The 19,694-nt window shown below is 55.1% G+C and carries 18 protein-coding genes; 8 read left to right on the top strand and 10 right to left on the bottom strand.

Annotated elements, in window-relative coordinates; genetic code table 11:
- The 6 genes from VM554_08235 to VM554_08210 all read right to left on the bottom strand — a co-directional run.
- The coding region (locus VM554_08235) for a hypothetical protein (protein ID HVJ08360.1) at window positions 1-465 on the bottom strand (465 nt) is incomplete at its 3' end.
- A 2-nt stretch (window positions 466-467) separates the two neighbouring features.
- Window positions 468-1,298, bottom strand: coding sequence for a TrbG/VirB9 family P-type conjugative transfer protein (locus VM554_08230; protein ID HVJ08359.1), 831 nt, complete (start codon window positions 1,296-1,298; stop codon window positions 468-470).
- A 32-nt stretch (window positions 1,299-1,330) separates the two neighbouring features.
- Window positions 1,331-3,700, bottom strand: a complete 2,370-nt coding sequence (locus VM554_08225; protein HVJ08358.1) for a hypothetical protein — start codon at window positions 3,698-3,700, stop codon at window positions 1,331-1,333.
- Entirely contained in the window at window positions 3,681-3,944 is a 264-nt protein-coding gene (locus VM554_08220; GenBank protein HVJ08357.1) for a VirB3 family type IV secretion system protein, read from the bottom strand. Before VM554_08220 ends, VM554_08225 begins: the two co-directional genes overlap by 20 nt.
- 9 nt (window positions 3,945-3,953) lie before the next feature.
- Window positions 3,954-4,355 (bottom strand): hypothetical protein, encoded by a 402-nt coding sequence (locus tag VM554_08215; GenBank protein ID HVJ08356.1) that lies wholly within the window; start codon window positions 4,353-4,355, stop codon window positions 3,954-3,956.
- Between the two features lie 134 nt (window positions 4,356-4,489).
- The gene (locus tag VM554_08210) at window positions 4,490-4,705 is read right to left on the bottom strand and encodes a hypothetical protein (protein HVJ08355.1); all 216 of its coding nucleotides are present in this window, start codon (window positions 4,703-4,705) and stop codon (window positions 4,490-4,492) included.
- A gap of 179 nt (window positions 4,706-4,884) precedes the next feature.
- On the opposite strand from VM554_08210, the gene VM554_08205 reads away from it, so the two are divergent.
- Complete coding sequence (locus tag VM554_08205) at window positions 4,885-5,106, top strand: helix-turn-helix transcriptional regulator (protein ID HVJ08354.1); 222 nt, start codon at window positions 4,885-4,887, stop codon at window positions 5,104-5,106.
- A gap of 230 nt (window positions 5,107-5,336) precedes the next feature.
- Here the strand turns inward: VM554_08205 and VM554_08200 are convergent, their stop codons facing one another.
- Both VM554_08200 and VM554_08195 read right to left on the bottom strand, forming a co-directional pair.
- A complete protein-coding gene (locus VM554_08200) occupies window positions 5,337-6,338 on the bottom strand; it encodes a nucleotidyl transferase AbiEii/AbiGii toxin family protein (GenBank protein ID HVJ08353.1) in 1,002 nt (333 codons plus the stop codon).
- Between the two features lies 1 nt (window position 6,339).
- Complete coding sequence (locus VM554_08195) at window positions 6,340-6,948, bottom strand: DUF6088 family protein (protein HVJ08352.1); 609 nt, start codon at window positions 6,946-6,948, stop codon at window positions 6,340-6,342.
- A gap of 685 nt (window positions 6,949-7,633) precedes the next feature.
- Here VM554_08195 and VM554_08190 point away from each other — a divergent pair.
- From VM554_08190 to VM554_08170, 5 genes are read left to right on the top strand one after another with little or no spacing between them, the layout of a single operon-like run.
- Window positions 7,634-8,419 carry a site-specific DNA-methyltransferase gene (locus VM554_08190; protein HVJ08351.1) on the top strand — a complete coding sequence of 262 codons (786 nt, stop codon included), beginning with the start codon at window positions 7,634-7,636 and terminating at the stop codon, window positions 8,417-8,419.
- The gene (locus VM554_08185) at window positions 8,416-8,880 is read left to right on the top strand and encodes a BglII/BstYI family type II restriction endonuclease (GenBank protein ID HVJ08350.1); all 465 of its coding nucleotides are present in this window, start codon (window positions 8,416-8,418) and stop codon (window positions 8,878-8,880) included. Before VM554_08190 ends, VM554_08185 begins: the two co-directional genes overlap by 4 nt.
- A gap of 6 nt (window positions 8,881-8,886) precedes the next feature.
- Complete coding sequence (locus tag VM554_08180; protein HVJ08349.1) at window positions 8,887-10,206, top strand: hypothetical protein; 1,320 nt, start codon at window positions 8,887-8,889, stop codon at window positions 10,204-10,206.
- Between the two features lie 21 nt (window positions 10,207-10,227).
- A complete protein-coding gene (locus tag VM554_08175) occupies window positions 10,228-12,123 on the top strand; it encodes a DEAD/DEAH box helicase (protein ID HVJ08348.1) in 1,896 nt (631 codons plus the stop codon).
- A gap of 5 nt (window positions 12,124-12,128) precedes the next feature.
- Window positions 12,129-12,965, top strand: coding sequence for a DUF3883 domain-containing protein (locus VM554_08170; protein HVJ08347.1), 837 nt, complete (start codon window positions 12,129-12,131; stop codon window positions 12,963-12,965).
- 1,250 nt (window positions 12,966-14,215) lie between these two features.
- Here the strand turns inward: VM554_08170 and VM554_08165 are convergent.
- Window positions 14,216-15,139, bottom strand: a complete 924-nt coding sequence (locus tag VM554_08165; protein HVJ08346.1) for a putative sulfate exporter family transporter — start codon at window positions 15,137-15,139, stop codon at window positions 14,216-14,218.
- 162 nt (window positions 15,140-15,301) lie between these two features.
- Between VM554_08165 and VM554_08160 the strand changes: the two genes are divergently transcribed.
- Complete coding sequence (locus VM554_08160; protein HVJ08345.1) at window positions 15,302-16,234, top strand: LysR family transcriptional regulator; 933 nt, start codon at window positions 15,302-15,304, stop codon at window positions 16,232-16,234.
- A gap of 53 nt (window positions 16,235-16,287) precedes the next feature.
- Here the strand turns inward: VM554_08160 and VM554_08155 are convergent, their stop codons facing one another.
- Window positions 16,288-16,617: a hypothetical protein gene (locus VM554_08155; protein HVJ08344.1), complete on the bottom strand. Its 330-nt coding sequence runs from the start codon at window positions 16,615-16,617 to the stop codon at window positions 16,288-16,290.
- Window positions 16,618-16,862: 245 nt separating this feature from the next.
- On the opposite strand from VM554_08155, the gene adhE reads away from it, so the two are divergent.
- The gene (adhE, locus tag VM554_08150; protein HVJ08343.1) at window positions 16,863-19,631 is read left to right on the top strand and encodes a bifunctional acetaldehyde-CoA/alcohol dehydrogenase; all 2,769 of its coding nucleotides are present in this window, start codon (window positions 16,863-16,865) and stop codon (window positions 19,629-19,631) included.
- Window positions 19,632-19,694 lie beyond the last annotated feature (63 nt).

The raw sequence follows: 19,694 nt of genomic DNA, 5'->3' as shown, positions 1-19,694 counted from the left end.
CGCCAAGGCTTTTTGTTTGGCTTCGGCCTGGGCTTCCGAAACAGAGGAGGTGCGCTGCGGCGCATTCGGGCTGCCGCCGTAGATTGCGTCCCGCTGCGCCGCAGTCATCGGCGAGGCACTGGCGTACTCAGGACCGGGCGCGCCCTCGGCAGCTTGAAGCTGCTGCATGGCTGCCGTCAACTGCTGTTGGCGCTGCCGTTCTTCGGCATCCTGCTTTGCCTGCAACTGTTGCTCAGTCTCGAAGCTCGATACCTGCTGCGCGTTCGGCGAAACCGGGCGCGTGGGTAAGGCGCTCACTGGGGTCGCTTTTTTGTTGCCGCGCAGCAGACTCGACACGTTGGCGATGCCGAGAATGCCGAGGATCGCCACAAGCGCGATGACTACAGGCATCCCTTTGCGCAGCGGGGGCTTCGCCTCCGGCTGTTCTGGGATTGTTGCGGGCGTATTGGGAATCTGCTCGGTCATGGCTACTTCGCGCCTCCCGTGCGATGGAATTCAACTTTCTGCTTACCGATGGCGAGATACCCGCTTTCCAATTGCTTCGGCACGGTGTAAAGTCCGCTGTTGAAATCGAAGTTGATGAGCGAACCCTTTTTGTCCTTCAACTCATAGAGCGCGGGCGTCTCCTGGAATTGACCGCGCAGATAGGTAAACTTGTCGTCCCGCCAGATTTGTTGGAGGCCGAGTCCCTTTCCCTTCTTCTCGTCCCATGCGTAATCGAAATGCAGCGTACCCGGATACTCGCTGCGGTACTGTTCAGCCTTTGTTTGTTCCGCTTTAAGTTCCGCGGCTTGAGCGGTCTTCGCGGTAGTAGCTTCCTGTTTTGCCTTATCCAACTCGGCCGCGGGAACGAAGACGGGAAGCTGCGCCAAGCGGTCCTTGGCACCTTGGTCACCTGGATTGATGAAGACCTTGGAATCGAAGTGTGGGTCCGGGTCACTGGAAACCTCTTTCAACTGAAGGGTGTATTCGTTGCCGTGATCGGAGACGATGTGGATGTCGGTGGTGCTATTGGCCGTCTTGGGCTTCACGCTGATAAAGCGCGAGGCAACATGACCGCCGTCGAAGACCCAATCCACCGTGTCGCCGGCGAAAACGTTGGCGACCTTCTCTTCGGCGGGCAAGACAATCAATGTCGATTGGAGCAAGCCCGCACGTACCTGCGGTGGCGTTTCCGCTTCCGTGACCATAACCGTGCGCGGCGCGCTGGGCTGAAGCGGATGGGAGTCGGTGGCGTGCAACTGGCCGGAGGCCAGCATCAGGCCAAGGCCGATAGCGACAGGAAAAGGGGGTCTCATGGCGTTCGTGTCCTTTCTGTGGTGAGTTTGGGTTATGCGGTCTCGCCCTGGGCAAAGCGTGCGATGCCCTCGGTGAGTCCGTACTTGGCGATCAGCTTCGAGCGGCGCACACGGTCTTTCGGCTTGGTCGAAAAGATTGCGTAACTGCGGCTGTCAAGGTTGAGCCGAACAACTTTGGTCAGACCGTCACGGCGCATATACAACCCTTCGCGGTCGCGCAGGCTCTCGAAGAGAGCGAGCTGCTGTTCGTTCATCTTGAACAGTTCCGCATACCGTTTCCGGTTGAAGGTGGCGTCTTTGAGAAAGAGAAACGACGTGCAGGAATTTACAATCGAATCGGCGTTCGCACCCAGGTCCTCGGCGGACTGGCCGATCATCGTCACGCCGCCCAGGTTTTTGCGCACGGTCTTGATGGAGGCCAGCGCGCCTTCGAGCAACTGGCGATTCTTCATCGAAGAGAAGATTTCTTCGATGAGGATGTGTTTCGGTACGCCAAGATTGGCGGGGTTGTAAAGAACGTCATTGATGCGGCGCAGAAGCCAGACCATGACCGGCTCGATCAGGTCAGCGTATTGCTCGTTGTTCACGCCCTGGAAGTCGAAGCATTGAAGACGGGATAACGAGAGACTGTCCTCCACGTTGTCAAAGACTGCGTGATAGACACCGTTGCCAACCCATTTCGACAGGTACCTGTCCAACTTCTTAGGCAGAAAGAGATTGGACAGTCGGCGGTTCTCTTGGTCGAGCAGGTACATATCCCGCACGGCCTTGTGGATCACGTCGTCGTCTTCGGGTTCCAACTCCGCGCCGCCGTTCATGAGCAGGAGCTTCACGAACGAATAGAGAAAGGTGATATTGCTTTCAGTTGGCTCCAGCGCGAAAGGATTCACGCGCGGGCCGTCCTTGCCGATGCGGTCCACGCGGCCCCCGTACAGTTCGACGACACTTTCGTAGCTGCCGCCGATGTCGAAGATGTAGGTGAACCCGCCATACTTCTGTTCGTGGGCGATAGACAGATTCCCATGCACGGACTTACCACTGCCCGTCGGTCCGAGGATCAGCATGACCCGCACGCCGTCTACATACACGTCCTGAAAGAACGGCGTCCGTGTGCGCGTCTCGAAGACGCTCAGGTACTCGTTGTCCAAGTCCTCTGAGTATGGATGGCCCAGATTGGGCGCGAAGATCGAAGACAGACGTGCATGATGGTCTTCGGCCAGCCACATCGGAAAGACGTTGAACTTCTGGTTGCCGGGGAACAGCGCATAGAACGCCGACAGGTTTCCAAGCGTTTCTTCCATCACCTGCGCCCGCGCATCGACGAAGACGCGATGCACAGCGGGGGCGATGCCGCGCAGTTCGTCCACGCTACGCGCGGCCACAAGGAAGCGCAGCGAGTATTCGCCCTGCGCTTTCTTGTCGAGCGAGCGGATGACTTCGCCGAGGTCATCGACCTGGGTATTGGCGGCGCGCGCGCCCGCGCCTGTTTCAAGCGACGCCGTATCGCGTCCGCTCATCACGCGCGTTAACACGCCGACTTTGAAAAACGAGATAAACTTTTCTTGGGCGTCGATCTCGCCGCGCGCCGCGGTCGTGGACTTTGGCCGCCATGTCGAGCACAGGATGCTGTCGCAGTCGAGTGTCAGAAGGCCCGAGAACAGGCATGGCCTGGACGCTTCCGGCGTGGTCTTTAGCGAAAACATCTGAACGTATCTGCGACCGATGGTGAGATGGTCGCTATGCCATGCAACCGGGCTCGTTACGATCTGGCGGTCCACGCCGTCATTGGCAGACAAATTGTCTTTTGCCGCCCACTCTTCAAGATTGAACAGGTAGCTGAAGAACTGATAGACCGCATTCTTCTCAAGTAGCTTGAGACCCAATGAGCTGCCGAGATGGCCTTCAAGCAGCGTCGCCGTTTTTTCGAGGTCGGCGAGCATCCGTAAGGTGTCCACGTCATGCTCTTTGGGATTCCGGGCAAATGCGGTTGCCTTCGGCGGCTCCAGCGTCAGGCACCAATGCAGATCGATTAGGCGAAAGCCCGCCGTCTTTTCAAGGAAGACCAGCCGGTCATTCACAAAAACCTGCGTTACCGGATTGGCGTAGCTCGTTTTCCGCGGTAGATCGAAACCTGACGTGACACGGGTGTATTGATACAAGCACGACCCCTCGGGCAACCCGCGGAGCGCGCCCTCAATCGACCGCATCTCCGCTTCAAGTTCCTGGTCGATCAAGCCCTCTTCGTCGAGGCCGACGAGAGAGAAGAGGCAGCCGTAGCCGCCGCCCTTTAACGCGAAGATCCGATCATTGACGAAGCGTGCAATCGGAACGATGCTGCACGCGGCTCCCGTCTTGGCGAACCACGGTGTATATTTCAATTGCTCAGTGTCTACGCGGGTCATAGTAGGACCTCTGGCTCAGGCTCAAGCCCCAAAGCTCGAACATCTTCGGATGTCTACGGACGATCAGCCATGCACTCACTGCAAGCGCGGGAAACGCGATCATCGCTACCATGCGGAACCCAACGAGGAAAACCGTTACGCAGACGAATACGATCGCCATCCATGCTGTGAGGTCGAGGCCCAGCTTGGCCCTCGGTCGATTCAGCGCTTGGTTGATTGATAACGGTTCTCCTCGCTTGGTCATGGCCGCCTCCTACTGCATGGTCTGACCAGTGAGGCTGCCAATCCAGCCCGCTCCCCAGCCCAGCACTCCGGCGCCGAACAGCGCGCCGAAGAGACCCGGAATCGCGTCCGCAAAGCGACCGCTCATCATCCGGATTCCGGCGAAGATCAGTCCGCCGAAACAGATAACGGCGCCCGCATAGATGGCGAAGGTTTTGAAGGTGGTCATCAGCGTGGTCGCCCCGGAGAAGTCCATCGTCCCCTGGGCGTGGGCAACGCTCGTCAGAGAGAGCGCAAGAAGGGTGGGAGCCATCGTGCGGATGGCCGGGAAGAGCGTGTTCTTCAGGAAGGGTTGTGCCCGACGAATACCAGGCGGAACAGGTAGCCGATTGCTGCTCGCATCGGAACGGAAGAGACGGCGGAATCGATTCACTTTGCACCTCCGCTGACCGTGTGGGTCAGCCATGGCGCAAAGTTAGGGCGGAACCGATACCGCGTCCAATGAATTCCGTGCAGCGCGTTAGGCGTGTTAGGAATAACGCGCCGCTTTTGGGCGCCTGGACAGGCTTAGAATTCGTGGCTGAAAAGAATTTCGGGGGTTCCGATGCCACCCTTATATAAGGTGGTGTTGATTTCGGGCTTGTGGTTCAGAACACAAGAAAAGCTGGTTCCATCCGTAAGTTGAATCTCGACGTTGGTTCCATCACCGGCATCCCGGTGGATACGAAACATCTGAATCGTCTTGCCCGTAAGCTCCGGGCATTCGATGTAGTTGTCCTGCATGGACTCATCCTCAATTTCGTTAGATTCTCGCACTAGGTTGATGGCCGTCAGACCTTTAATTCCGCAATTTTACCCTGTCGCCGTGAATCTGGCTCCCGATGCGCGGCGATCTGCTCTTTGAGACAATATCACACGCATCGTGTGTAGACTCATAGTGGTCTAAGCTCAAGCATAGGAGTGTGGCGACACGCTCCGTTAAGTCTCGATTTGGCACAAGGTTGCGGCAACTCCGCGAAGAACGGGGCTATTCCCAAGAGGAGTTGGCCGAACGAGCCGGGCTGCATCGCAACTACGTTGGCGGTATTGAGCGCGGCGAACGAAACGTTGCATTGGAGAACATCATCAAGCTGGCAAAAGCGCTTTCGGTCACGCCTGCTGACCTGTTTGCAGATTTCTCTTAATGTTTCTTAGTATGGCGGGAACCCTAGAACCCGTGAACTGACATGTGGCTCCGTCACACTTTATGCACGCTAACCTGGCAAATGTTATCGTGCATTTCAATGGTTATATTGAACATCGTCAAGCCGCCGAAAGCGTTTTTCATCAAGCAAGGCGGCCTGCTTATTGATTTCTTTGGAAAGTGATTCGCGGTGCACTCATTGAACCCGGCGATCACCCCATCGGTTGGGCATTATCCCATCACATTGATTCCATTTTCAAGAGTTTGCAAAGCATTCAGTATCTCTGCAAATGTGGGCGGTTCCCTATAGAACATATCGCGCATAGCGCGGTAGTCCCGTTCCAAAGTGTCTCGTTGCTTTTCCGGGGGAAGCAGCCGGAATGAGCCCGGTCGCGCCTCATCGTAGTGTGCCCAGGAAGAGTAGTAAAACCGTTCCTTGAATTCGACCACGGCCTGAAGAAGATCTCGATTGGCTAAAGCTGCATCCTTGATGGGACTCCCCGCCAGTTTGTAAAGGTCGTAGTAATGCCGCGAGTAGCGGGCTGGGACAGTACCAGGCCGATGTGCTTCTTGATGGAGAATCGTCGCTTTTTCCCAAAAAGTGCGTTCTGCATCGATTGCAATTACGGCGCAATCAGGTTCGACAAATGCTTTGGGAAACGAGTCGGCCGCATAGGGGCGAATCGTCTGAGCACTGGAAGGAACCCATGAGGCAAGCGGCCCTATCTCCAGCCGGACCTCGGGACGAATGTAGGACGCACTGAAGGCTGCGGGAAATCGAACGTTCACCGTATGCGGATCGGATTCGTCAATACTGGCGTGCAACTCAGTAACACGGGAGAAGATGTGGTTCAACTGGGCAAGCAGCGTTCCGCGAATATACTCTGCGGCTCTGGCATTCATTTCCTGGTTGTACCGGCTCTGCTTCGTTTTTGACTGGACGGACTGGTAGGGATCGTTGCCTTGCGCTATGCCATATCCGAGTAGCCGCCAGTCAAGAATCAGGTCGATGTCTTCAGAAAATCTGTCGATCAAGTGGAAGACCTTGGACAGACTGGTTCCACCTTTGAAAACTATCTGCTCCCTGAGTGACGGTTCCCCGAAGAGGTGCTTGAGAATCCAGCAGACCCAGAAATCCTTTTCGACAATGGCGGGATTCATCCCAAGCCGACTTGCTGATTCCCCAAACAAATCCCGCCTGTCTGTTGCCGATCCAGCAGCGATCTTGTCCATGTCAATCCTCTCCGGCAATCTGCTGGATCGTGTCGTAGACCCATCCCGTCACCGTCTTTGTATCGGCCAGGACCTTGGAGCGTAGCGGCTTGGGTAGCCACTCCCGAATCTTGGCGATGGTTTCTGGAGTGATTTGCTCCGGACCGAGGGATTTAAGCGCTTGCACGATCAATCCGCTTTCCTTCAGCTTAGTCCCCGATTCCTTGAGAGCAGTGTGCTCAAAAATCAGCGGTGTGTTGCCCACTTGGTAGAGGCGGTCGGGACCATCGGAAAGGTAAACGGCGCGCGCCGGGACCTGAGTCGAGAGTCCCAAAAAATTCAGCGCCGTGGCGCCGCTGGGCTGAATGCGCCAACGGAACTTTCGCGCCAGAGCTCTGGCGACTTGGTCGAGATCGGGGCTGAGCTGCTGGTCCAGCATCTTGCTGAAACGCGGATAATCGTAGATCCCCCGAATGACCCGGCGGATGCTGCCTTTCCGCGCCAGCCGGTGCAAGGCAGAATCGACAGTCGAGCGATTGCCAAGGTCCAGAAAATCGCGCGGAGAGAATGCCCACCCTCCCCCCGATCCTCGGATGCGATATGTGATCGTATTTTCAATCGCTTGAGCCATATAAATTCACTACATGTTGCAAGAAAAAATACCATATTTTTCTTGCAAACACAAGGCTTGTATATCTATGCTAAATAAGTAGAAGAACAAGGGCACTGGCTGCTCGATTTGTGTCACACATGAGCGCATCTCGTTGATGACCAGAGAGCCGCTTGTGAAAGCAGCTACCGCCTGGTTCATCGAGCGTGGTTCCATTGTTCAGTTGACGCTATAGCACAGGGACAATCGATCCGCTAAGCTCTAAAGAAATCATTGATTTCAAAAGGGAAAATCTCCCTGGACAGATGCTCGCTCTCTGAGTATGCTCATGATTAAGCATACAGCACCGTAGTGGTGTAAAGTGGTGCATCGATGGAGATGTCGTGATGACGAATGCGAAACGAAAGGCGCGCTCAAGTAAGGGGCCTCCCAAGTCCCCAAGGACGTCCGTGACTTTCCCTCCCGATCTCTATCAGACGCTCGAGCAACTGGCCGAGCGCAAAAAGGTTTCTGTTGCGTGGATTGTTCGTGATGCGGCAGAACGTTATGTCGAAGAACAATGGCCCCTGTTCGCAAAGAGTCGCGCATGAGTATGTCTGCCCAAGTAATCCCTCTTCCCCTACCTGTCCGCAAAGCAACTCGGACTATGCCGACAGTGATACGGCAACCTGAGGCGGTTGTCGCCTGCCAGGACAATATCGCTTTCATGAAGACTCTGTCCGATGAAAGCATGAAACTCATCGTTACTTCTCCGCCATATAATTTGGGCAAAGAATACGAGACAAAAAGCTCGCTGGATGATTATCTTGAAGCGCAGCATCTCTGTATAAAAGAGGCGGTGCGTCTGCTACATCCAAAAGGATCCATTTGCTGGCAGGTAGGGAATTACGTCGATGACGGCGAAGTCTTCCCGCTCGATATTCTGCTCTACCCAATCTTCAAAGAAACCAAACTGTTCCTGCGAAATCGCATTATCTGGAGCTTCGGTCACGGGCTGCACTGTCAGAAGAGGTTTTCCGGAAGATACGAAACTATCCTGTGGTTCACCAAGGGTGAGGATTACACTTTCAACCTTGATGAAGTGCGGGTGCCTTCCAAATATCCGAACAAAAAGCATTTTAAAGGGCCGAAGCGAGGACAGTTGTCGGGCAATCCGCTCGGGAAGAACCCATCTGACGTTTGGGATATTCCAAACGTGAAAGCTAATCACGTCGAGAAGACCGAACACCCGTGCCAGTTTCCCGTGGGCCTAGTTGAGCGTCTTGTCTTAGCCCTGACTAACAAGAATGATTCGGTGCTTGATCCCTATCTAGGCGTCGGGTCAAGTGCCATCGCAGCATTGAAGAATGGCCGGAAGGCTTACGGTTGCGACATCCAACAGGAGTACATAGACATCGCCAATAGCCGGATAAATGAACTCCGCGTTGGCACACTTCGTGTGCGTCCGATGAACAAACCGGTATATGAGCCGCCTCCAGGAGGGTGTGAATGAATTTCGTCGAGGGGTACTCTCACCGCAATGGCAAGGTCGAGTGGGAAAAGAGAGAACTCGACGAATGGATCACTGACGTCTTTAATGCCCCCTCCATCACGGTGGAGGCCCATGCGACGATCGCAATCCGCGATCATTTACGTAATGAATTGACGCGCGAGGGATGGTCTGATGAGTTTGCGATTGCGCCGAACTTCGCTGCCGTCACGGTCTTTAGCCAAAAGGACGACTTGGCGGTTCAAATCCAGACCGGCAACGTCAGCCGCGTGTTTTACGATCTGCTGAAGCTGCAATACCTGTTCTCCCGAAACAAAATTGAAGCGGCAGCACTCGCCGTTCCTACGAAATCAGGAGCACTGCGCCTTGGCAGCAACATCGCCAACTATGATAGGCTCTGCGGCGAGCTTCAGCTTTACGACCGCATCATCACCTTACCCATCTTGGTTGTTGCATTTGAATGAGAGCTTATGGCATACAAAATCAAAGTCATTCCGAAACATGAACGCGAAGCGCAGGTCGCCGTGGCTTGCGAAAATCCGGTGGAGCGCTCGGCATTTTATGAGTATCAGAATACTTCGCAGCTGTTGCCAGTAGTGCGTCTCCCCATCGAGTTGCCGATTTACCGCATGGCCAACGGGCGCACTCGCACGGCGCAACTCCAATATGTCCGCTCACACGACATTGCTGATGACTTCTTCACTGCCGGGCAGGAAAATCAAGAATCGCAGCAGGCGCAGCATGACATCCTCGATCGCTTTTCCCGCGAAGGCACAGCGTCGATCAGCCCTATCGTCGATGTGCTTGCTGAGGGCAGACAGACCGACCCGCTTCTGATTACCGCTGCTGGCGTTGTGGTGAACGGCAACCGTCGTCTTGCGGCGATGCGCGAGCTTTACACCTCCGGCGAAGCGGGCACTCAAAGCTTCAGCCACGTCAATTGCAGGGTTCTGCCGGCTGCCATCACAGACAAAGAGATCAAGGAAATCGAAGTTAAGCTGCAAATGCAGCCTGAAACCAAACTGCCCTATACCTGGGTAAATGAGGCACTAACAATCAAAGACCTCATGCTGACTGGCTTTACGCGTGACGAGATCGCGCGTGATATGCGCAAACAAGCTAAAGACGTGGACATTGCGCTTCAGGCGCTTTCTCATGCGGAGATTTACCTTAAAGATTGGAAGCGCACACCGGAAGATTACCAGCAGGTTGAAAGCGGAGCCCAGCAACTTTTCGGAGATATGGCTCGGCTTCTGAAAGATAAGACCGGTGAGGAGCTCGAACTGAGCCGTCGCATCGCTTTTACGATCCAGGACAACTCTAAATCACTAGGGGTTCGCGCGTATGCGTTCAATTTCAGCTTCGGCAAGAAATCAGGGGATGTAGCGGAGGCACTTGCCGCGCGGCTCGGTGTTGACATGACAGCACCACCGACCGACAAGCAGGAAGATACTGGTTCGCTGGACATCGATCTCGATGAAGAGAACGAAGGCACAAGCTACAAACCTCTTATAGAGGTGTTCGACGATCCGTCCCGCCGGGACGAGACCGCGTCGGAACTAATCTCAGTTTGCGAGAGCATCCGCTCAGCCGAACAGGACGAGAAACGCGGTCAGGCCGCTCTTAAAGCAGCGCGCGATGCCAATACCAAGCTACTTGAGATCGACATTTCCACAGCAGACCCGTCCACCCATGCCGCCATTGCCGCGCAGCTCGATAGCGTGATAGCACGAGCGCAAAAACTAAAGAGTGAGTTGCCTGACCCAGCTAAAGCGAATCCGACGGCGTAAAACCGGAAAAGAGAGTTGGCTATGGCTGAGATCGAAATCACGTACAGTGCTTCGACCCTGCGAGGTAGTTTCGAACTGAAGGCCGTAAGCGAAGATGCCATTTGGGAGCGCGTCGTTCAGCGTGCGATGGCTATCGAGAATGATTACGAGCTGGCCTTGAATAAATTGAATGTGCCCTGGGTAACGGCGCTTTCGCTCGTGCGTGAGTTTGCTCCGCTTCAGCGCCAACAAGGGTTCGTCTTACGGCCCATCGGGCTCGCGAAAGAGAAGATCAATGAGTTTGTACGGAACTACAAGGCAGTAAGAGAAGCACGCGGCACGTTGACCGCGACGCTCGGCGGAGATGAGATCGACACCCGCCTACGCGCCCTCTCCTTCACTAAACGCGCCCTCAAGCCATTCCAAAATCGAGATATCGGGTACCTGCTCTCAGTCGCCAACGGCGCGAATTTCTCAGTACCCGGATCTGGCAAGACGACCGTTACGCTTGCGTTAGATATCCTTACCCGGAAACCGGGACAACACCTGCTCGTTGTTGCTCCTAAAAACGCATTTATGGCTTGGCAGGACGCCGTCCGCGACTGCATTGATGAAGGTGCAACAGACGGTAGCGCGGAGCCGTTCACGACCTTGACGGGTGGTGAGGACGCGATCATTCGCACATTGGATTCTGGTGCGACACGTTTTTTGATTACCTATGACCAGCTAATTCGGATTCCGAGCGTTATTGCGACCTATCTCGCACGCCATCCCGTTCATTTGGTGCTTGACGAATCGCACCGCATGAAAGCAGGCTATTCGTCTCAGCGGGGATCTGTATTGCTTGGCATCTGCACTTTGCCGATACGGCGGGATATTCTGAGTGGAACTCCGATGCCTCAATCCCCATCGGATTTGCAATCTCAGTTGGACTTCCTCTGGCCAGGTGCAGGGCTGGGTGGAAGGATAGCTCAGGGGACCGCACCCAGGCAGGTACTGGGCAATCTTTATGTGAGAACAACCAAGAGTGAGCTTGGTCTTCCGAAGCCACATCGTGAATTCAAGCATGTCGAGATGAGTCCCAGCCAACTTGCACTTTACTCCATTGTCCGCAGCGAAGCATTGAAGCAGCTCAGCTCTCTTAAGCACGACCGGCGCGTGGATATTTATGGTGCGCGACGCTCCGTGATGACGCTTCTGCAACTATCGGTCAACCCTATTGCGGCTTTGCGATCAATGGCAGAATTCTCCGATATTTCTTCGATAGGTTCGGGGATTATCGACAAGGTGATGGAAGAAGGCCCATCGCAAAAGATGCAGGCGGTAGCGGCGCTGGCACGCCAATTGGCGCGCAATAACCGTAAATGCGTTATCTGGACGATCTTTACCAATACAATCCTCGAAATGGAACGGCTGCTTTCAGAGTTAAATCCAGTGACGCTTTACGGTGCCATTCCTACCGGCGAACAGGAAGGCGCTGACACACGTGAAAGTCGTATCCGGCGCTTTCACGAAGATTCCGCCTGCTCAGTGATGATCGCCAATCCTGCCGCTGCTGGCGAAGGTATCAGCCTGCATGAAGTCTGCCATGAGGCGATCTATCTCGACCGTAGCTACAACACCACGCATTATCTGCAATCCATAGATCGTATTCACCGCCTTGGTCTAGCACCAGGAACCGAAACGAATATTCACATCTTTCAATCGGTAGCTCCACAGGGGATCGGTAGCATTGACCGCTCGGTCAACCGACGATTGGCAGTTAAACTCCGCGGCTTGCAGCAGTTACTTGATGATCCAGACCTCCATGAAATCGCGCTCGATGAAGAGAATGCGGCGGATCCAACGGATTATGGGATTGAGTTGGCCGATCTCATTGATCTCATTGAGGAGCTAGAGGGCAAGGAATTCTCACCTGACAGCGGTGTGGAGGAATAATAGCTGTGTCAGTTCTCGAACGAGAACGCATACTGTCGATGAGCGCGCTCAATGGGCTGCTCGCTATCCGCCGGTATGCTGCACTCCACAGTCAGGTACCGCTCACGGAGATTATTTCCACGCTAAAGCGCATCTCTCCCGATGATGCCTATCACGACTATGAAATGGCCGTGGTGTTGAGTGGCTTGACGAGCGCACGGGATGAGCATCTTCAAGACGCGACAGCTCTCTTCCGAGATGCCATCTGGAGTTTTATCGAGGAAGCACGACCCTGGTGGGTAAGGCTCTCCCCGTGGGGGCGGGAGCGTATTCGGACTGCTTTGAGTACCAACGAAGAACAATGTTTTGAGGCTGCTGGATTATTTGCCAGAACCCCTTCCACTGTCATAAGGGAATGGTGGGACGAACTCTCACGCAAAGCGCGCCGGGCAGACGATGACAGAAAGCAGCAGCAAGGACGTCGGGCGGAGCAGCTCACCATCGACTACGAAAATCGGCGACTCTCGGGTTTGGGGATAACCAATACTGTGCGCTGGGTCGCACTTGATGATAACTCCGCTGGCTACGATGTGCAGTCCTACGACATCGGCGTCGTGGAGCCTATCGCCAAGCTTATTGAGGTCAAGTCCTCAGCACGCGACTCACGCGAGATATTTCTGACACGCAATGAATGGAATACTGCCATCGAGCGCGTACCGCACTATTTTTTCCATATCTGGCTTTTGCCGGAGGAGGAACTGATTGAGATCACACCAGACGAGCTGAGAATGCACATTCCGCAAGATCAAGCTTCTGGCGAATGGCAGACCACTAAGATCACCCTACGACGTTTATCCGACTGAAGAAAATCGGGCTGACCCACACAGTCAGCCCATTGGCCCGCTGGGCAAAATTTGGCAGCATTTTGGCAGCAAATAGTGCCAATTGTGCCGTTTTTGCCGGTTATACCGGTTAGTAAGTGCTGTACCGTCTATAACTTGCGGCCCAATGCTCACCATGGCATGGAAGAGGTCGTCGGTTCGATCCCGACCAGGTCCACCAAAATAAATCAAAGAAAATAAATAGCTTACCGGCAGGCACAAAGCCCGCTTTCGTATTTCCATTGGGGGTCCGTTCTGTACCCGCGACCCAGTTTCACCCTTGCCCAATACCAGAATTCTTAAGATTTCACCTTGCAGGTATTGCGGAGTGTGTTCGCATGGATCTCGGCGCTGTCCTGGGAGCGCGCATCCTCTCAAGCCAGTACGCAGCTGCGGCAAAGACGGCGTAGCCTGCGAGCGCCATAATGGCCGCGGCTCGATCTGAGCTTGGGGGAGGGCCGAAAAATACAGCAACATGAAGGCAAGCCATCGCTAGCCCAAAGACGACCATCCCGTAACGGCCGCCTCGGGTAATGGCTTCCGTCGTGCGCAAGTAGAGGTACATGCCACCGAACAGGACCGCAAATTCAAGTGCCAATGCCGCTACCGGGTGATTCCAGAGGCCAAGACCAAGTTTCAGGCTGTTGTTGTATATCGGGAGGTCAGGTCGGTGAACAAGCAAATCAAGGACCCAGTGAGAGAAGACAGCGGCTGATACGACGGCAGCGGCACGCCAACCATCTGTCCTGCGGAACAACCAATATACAATTCCCGCAGCCAGCGACCAAAGAATAGCTCCGTCCAGGCTGTGGGTATACGGCATGTAGTAAAGATCCAGCGGACTCGACTTGGTGATTCCCGGCACGATACGAACCTTTTCAATACCGAGAAGTACAAAGATTGACCGAGGACGTCCAGAAATTGCACCGCGACAAACAGTACCCACAGAGGAATTGCTTGTTTGAGTGCCTTGCCGGCAAAGCTTGGTCCGTAGTGGCCAACGAACATTTAGAATTCCTCACTCTTCGGATTCCTGCTCATAAAGAGAGGCAGTCGAATCGGCGGGACGCCATCTGTACGAATCCTGCCACACTCCGCCTTGCGTTGAGGACGCAGTCAAATGCCGTCATCCATGTCTCCATCGTCGCAATGGAGGTATAGGCCTTATGTACAGCAGGTATTTTCTTTCGCTCCAGACGTAGCCGTGAACAAAGAAACATCATTTGTGTCGTTTATAGAGTGATCCATCCGGCACGAATCGCAAGCAGTGATGCGATCGCAATGATTGCCCACAGGCCAATACCTTGCAGAAATGGCCGGATGCCAACACGGCGGAGAGTATCTTTCGATAGTCCGGTTCCAATCAGGAAAAGAACGACCGTCAATCCACGACCCCCAAGGCGATTGAGGATTAGGTAGAGCCTGTCCGCCTCCGGAAGGTATGTGTTAGCCACGGCAGCGAGACAGAAAAGCAGAATAAACCAGGGCCACCGAATCCGTGCGTTGCTCTTCCTCGCGAATGCGGTGAGCATGGCCAATGGAACAATCCAAAGAGCTCTTGCCAGCTTGACAGTTGTTCCGATCTGCAATGCTTGTGGTCCGTACCTGGCGGCGGCACCCACGACAGAACTTGTGTCGTGAATGGCTAACGCAGACCAGAGTCCGAACTGGACCTGGCTCATGTGCAATGCAAGGCCAATCATGGGGAAGAGCAGTAATGCCACTGCGTTCAGGATGAATACGGTGCCGAGTGACATCGCCATCTCTTCCTCATCCGGATTGGTGATGGGCGCAATCGCGGCAATTGCGCTTCCTCCGCAAATAGCGGTTCCCACCGTGATCAGAAATGCTGCTTTTCGGCTAACATGCAACACTCGTCCCAGAAGCCAGCCAAGCAGCATGGCGGCGGAGATGCTGATCGCAGTGTAAAGAACTCCTGCTTTGCCGACGCGTACTACTTGATGCAGGTTCATCCCGAAGCCAAGTCCGACGACAGCCGCCTGCAAAAGAAAGCGGGAGAGGTTTCTGCTCTCCAGGTGATAGGGATGAGCGAAAGCAAAGCCATATACGATGCCTGCCAGCAGGGCAATCGATGGAGAGATCATGCCGCTTGCGGTCAAAATGATTCCAATAAAAAAGACTGTCTTCGGATTCAATCCTCACTCCTGCGGCCAGTATCTTTGCGAAGGACAGGCGCAGTCCAAGCGGAAATTCTTATAGAGGATTCGTCTTTCTTATAGTTGCGGCTGCAGTGGCTAAAGCGTGCAGCTTCGGCCCGGATATTCTGCGACAATCATGAGGCTAAGGTTGGAGCGAAGATGGAAAATTTCCGGATCACAGTTTTTCGGGCAGTTGCGCGACATCTCAACTTCAGTCGAGCTGCTGAAGAACTACTTTTGACACAACCTGCCGTTACCCAGCAGATCAAAGCTCTCGAAGACGAATTCGGCGTACCTCTGTTCGATCGCAGTGGTGGGCGCATCACGCTCACACCCGCTGGCGAGCGCCTGCAGCCTTATGCGGAGCATCTAAAAACAATCTCGAACGAAGCATACGAAGCCGTGACCAGTGCGGCCGGGAATCATGCTGGGAAGTTAGCTCTCGGGGCATCGCAAACCATCGGACAATACGTCTTGCCGAATCTCGTTGCGGCATTTCTTCGCGAGCATCCGCGTGTCGCAATCTCTGCGGTGAGCGGGAATACAGACGAAATGCTGGACGCCCTGGTTGCACGCCGCATTCAATTGGCGATGATCGAGGGTCCCGCGTTACGCAAGGATATTCACATCGAACCTTTTATGGAAGACCAGATCGTGCTGGTTGTACCCGCCAGCCATGAATGGGCCGAGCACACAATCCAGATCGATGCGCTGAAAGGCGCGCCCTTGCTCATGCGGGAGTTCGGTTCGGGATCGCGTCGCGTGATTGAGGCGGCATTGGCAAAAGCCGGACTCCGGAAGAAGGAACTTAGAACCATCATGGAACTCGACTCGACGGAAGGTCTGCTCAGCGCCGTCGAGGCTGGGCTTGGCGTAACGTTCGTATCTCGCTGGGCAGTACGCAACCAGCTCGCTTTAGGCACGCTTCGGCTGGCGCGCGTACATGGGATTCAATTGTCCCGCATGTTCTCGCTAGCCTATCCTGCCGGCCCAGTGCCTATAGGCAATGCAGGAGCGTTTCGCCGCTTTATCCTGTCTTCTTCGCCCGAACTCGTACCGCGTGTGACGGGCAAAGTTCGGAGTAAGCGGTAAAGTCGGTTCGATACTCGCGAGCCAGGAGATTTTAGAAGCCGTATCCGCCTTGTTCAGGCCGGATAGCCCGCATCCATCCACTTCTTGAAAAGCGAAACTTGATCCGTTGGCCAGGGTGCATCAGGCGGCATCGTACCTGCGGATACTTGTTCATAGACGCTTTGCGCATTGGCGGGCACACGCATCCAGGCATGGTCATCGAGATGAACTCCCGCGTTTCCCATGCATTGAACGTCGCCATCACGAAATAGCGGGCGGATATCTGTAGCAAAGCTGATAGCCATTTCATCTCCGTCTAGTGGAACAAATTTGGAATTGCTCGAAAGCCGCCAGTCGAAATTCCGACAGCATCCGATATTAGCCAATCCAGCAAATTCGAGCAAAGACACCTCAAGAAAAGCGCCGCAAGGTCAGAGACTCGACGGGCTGTGATAGCTGTCACTGTCTCTCCAGCCGCTTGCCGGTACCATCAGTCCTGTGGATATCGATATAACTTTATCGAATAGATGAGCTGCCAAAGGAACGGCAACACCATCCCTCCACCGGCCGGCCTGAGATGGCTGTCCCGCCTATCACCCTTTCAACCCTTCAACTGCTAACGAAAGCAGGCAAGAGATTAGAGGAGAGCATGACAAATTTCGAGGCATTTCTAGTAGCAACCCAGAAGCAGGAAAACCGTGTCACCACAAGTGAGGAGCTGGATGCCCTTATCCTCCGCGTCAAAGCCGCGCAACAGAAGTTTGCCGGCTTCTCGCAGAAGCAGGTTGACCAGATCTTTCGGAACGCTGCTCTGGCTGCTGCCAATGCCCGCATTCCTCTTGCTGAACTGGCGGTAGAAGAGACGGGGATGGGGGTAGTCGAGGACAAGGTTATCAAAAATCACTTTGCCTCCGAGTACATCTACAACAAGTACAAGGATGAGAAGACCTGCGGCATTCTAAGCCAGGACGACGAGGCTGGCACGATCACCATGGCGGAGTCGATGGGCCTTCTTTGCGGCATCATTCCAACTACGAATCCGACCTCGACAGCAATTTTCAAAACGCTGATCAGCCTTAAGACTCGCAATGGAATTATCATCAGTCCCCATCCGCGAGCGCGAAAGTGCACCTGCATTGCTGCCCGGCTTGTGCTTGAGGCTGCTGTCGAAGCCGGAGCCCCGGAAGATATTATTGGCTGGATTGACGAGCCGACGGTTGAACTGAGCAACCAGCTGATGCGCCACCCGGAGATCAAGCTCATCCTCGCCACGGGAGGCCCCGGTATGGTGCATGCCGCCTACTCCTCGGGCACCCCGGCTATTGGCGTCGGCGCCGGCAACACTCCGGTTGTCATTGACGAGACGGCGGATCAGAAGCGCGCTATTGCATCGATCCTCATGTCGAAGACCTTCGACAATGGCGTGATCTGCGCCTCCGAGCAGGCGGTGATCGCCGTCGACTCGATCTATGAATCGATCCGCAGCCGTTTCTCCCGTCACGGTGGTTATATTCTGCAGGGTGGGGAACTGGACGCGGTCCGCGACATCATTCTTGTAGACGGCGCGGTGAACGGCAAGATTGTAGGGCAGGCTGCCACCAAAATCGCTGCGCTGGCTGGGATCCGCGTGCCCGCGACGACCAAAGTGCTGATTGGCGAAGTCAGCGATGCAACTACGGCGGAGCCGTTCGCACATGAGAAGCTATCGACGATCCTCGCTCTCTATCGTGCTGCAGACTTTAAGGATGCGGTTGCGATTGCGGCGAGGTTGGTGGCTCTTGGCGGCATCGGCCACACCTCGGTGCTCTACACGGATCAGGACCAGCGGAAGGATCGTGTTGCCTACTTTGGCGAGCAGATGAAGACGGCGCGCATCCTGATCAACACGCCCTCGTCTCACGGCGGCATAGGCGATCTCTACAACTTCAGCCTGTCGCCCAGCCTGACGCTTGGGTGTGGAAGCTGGGGCGGCAATTCGATCTCGGAGAACCTGGGACCGAAGCATCTACTGAACAAGAAATTGGTCGCCATGCGTGCAGAAAATATGTTGTGGCACAAGTTGCCGGGATCCATCTACTTTCGTCGCGGCTGCGTGCCCGAGGCACTGAAGGAGATCGCCGGTAAAAAACGGGCGCTGGTGGTGACTGACAACTTCCTCTTCCGCAATGGTTATGCCGACGACCTGATTGCGCAACTAAAGAAGCTGGGCCTTGAGGTGGAGACCTTCTACCAAGTGGAGGCGGACCCGAACCTCTCCACGGTGCGTAAGTGCGTGGAGGCAGCAAATACTTTTCAGCCCGATGTGATTGTGGCTCTCGGCGGTGGCTCGCCGATGGATGCGGCCAAGATCGCGTGGGTCATGTACGAGCATCCGGAGGTCGATTTCGAAGACCTGGCTCTGCGCTTTATGGACATCCGCAAGCGCATCTATAAATTTCCAAAGATGGGTCTCAAGGCCAAGCTCATCGCCATACCGACGACTTCAGGCACAGGCTCGGAGGTGACTCCGTTCGCCGTGGTGACGGACGACGCGACGGGCAAAAAGTATCCGATCGCCGACTATGAGCTGACGCCGAACATGGCCATCATCGATCCGAACCTGGTGATGAACCTTCCCAAATCGCTGACCGCCTTTGGCGGCATCGACGCTGTGACCCATGCATTGGAAGCCTATGTCTCGATCATGGCCAATGAGTACTCCGATGGACAGGCTCTGCAGGCTCTCAGGCTGCTCAAGGAGTATCTGCCCTCGTCGTATAAGAACGGGGCCAAGGATCCGGTGGCGCGGGAGAAGGTGCACAACGCAGCAACACTGGCCGGCATCGCCTTTGCGAACGCCTTCCTGGGCGCGTGCCACTCCATGGCGCACAAGATCGGCGCAGCCTTCCACCTGCCCCATGGATTAGCGAATGCTCTGCTGATCTGCAATGTCATCCGCTATAACGCCAATGACAATCCGACCAAGCAGGCAGCCTTCTCGCAATACGACCGTCCCAAGGCGAAGTGCCGTTACGCTGAGATCGCACAGTTCCTCGGCCTGGGCGGAGCCACGAAGGACGATCAGGTTGAGAACCTCATTCAATGGGTTGAGGGCTTGAAACGCGAACTCGAGATCCCGGCCAGCATCCAGGATGCCGGCGTATCGGAGTCCGAATTTCTGGCCAGGCTGGATGCTCTCGCGGTAGACGCCTTCGACGACCAGTGCACCGGCGCCAACCCTCGCTACCCGCTGATCCGCGAGTTTCGGACCATCCTGCTCGACAGCTTCTATGGCCGGCCCTTCTGCGAGCAGGCGGATCTTGAGGTCGAGGAGACCGCTGTTGCAACGGCGAATCCCGCCCGTAAAGCGAAGCGAGGGAATGGCAAGCTAACCGCCAGGGTAGAGGAGGCGGAGGCGCTTGCTTCGAATCTCAACTAAGCCTTTGTGGTGAGCGAGTAGCGGACCTACCCATTAGGTCCGCTACTCCTCTGGCGGGAATCC

Origin of the sequence: Acidisarcina sp. (assembly GCA_035539175.1) — a bacterium.
Lineage (GTDB): Bacteria > Acidobacteriota > Terriglobia > Terriglobales > Acidobacteriaceae > JANXZS01.
This window is presented reverse-complemented; position numbering and strand designations above follow the sequence as displayed.

Bases quoted from the DNA above. Each gene is read 5' to 3' on its own strand.
- VM554_08230 (HVJ08359.1), bottom strand. From the start codon at position 1,298: ATGAGACCCCCTTTTCCTGTCGCTATCGGCCTTGGCCTGATGCTGGCC.
- VM554_08225 (HVJ08358.1), bottom strand. From the start codon at position 3,700: ATGACCCGCGTAGACACTGAGCAATTGAAATATACACCGTGGTTCGCC.
- VM554_08220 (HVJ08357.1), bottom strand. From the start codon at position 3,944: ATGACCAAGCGAGGAGAACCGTTATCAATCAACCAAGCGCTGAATCGA.
- VM554_08210 (HVJ08355.1), bottom strand. From the start codon at position 4,705: ATGCAGGACAACTACATCGAATGCCCGGAGCTTACGGGCAAGACGATT.
- VM554_08200 (HVJ08353.1), bottom strand. From the start codon at position 6,338: ATGGACAAGATCGCTGCTGGATCGGCAACAGACAGGCGGGATTTGTTT.
- VM554_08195 (HVJ08352.1), bottom strand. From the start codon at position 6,948: ATGGCTCAAGCGATTGAAAATACGATCACATATCGCATCCGAGGATCG.
- VM554_08190 (HVJ08351.1), top strand. From the start codon at position 7,634: ATGAAGACTCTGTCCGATGAAAGCATGAAACTCATCGTTACTTCTCCG.
- VM554_08185 (HVJ08350.1), top strand. From the start codon at position 8,416: ATGAATTTCGTCGAGGGGTACTCTCACCGCAATGGCAAGGTCGAGTGG.
- VM554_08180 (HVJ08349.1), top strand. From the start codon at position 8,887: ATGGCATACAAAATCAAAGTCATTCCGAAACATGAACGCGAAGCGCAG.
- VM554_08175 (HVJ08348.1), top strand. From the start codon at position 10,228: ATGGCTGAGATCGAAATCACGTACAGTGCTTCGACCCTGCGAGGTAGT.
- VM554_08160 (HVJ08345.1), top strand. From the start codon at position 15,302: ATGGAAAATTTCCGGATCACAGTTTTTCGGGCAGTTGCGCGACATCTC.
- adhE (HVJ08343.1), top strand. From the start codon at position 16,863: ATGACAAATTTCGAGGCATTTCTAGTAGCAACCCAGAAGCAGGAAAAC.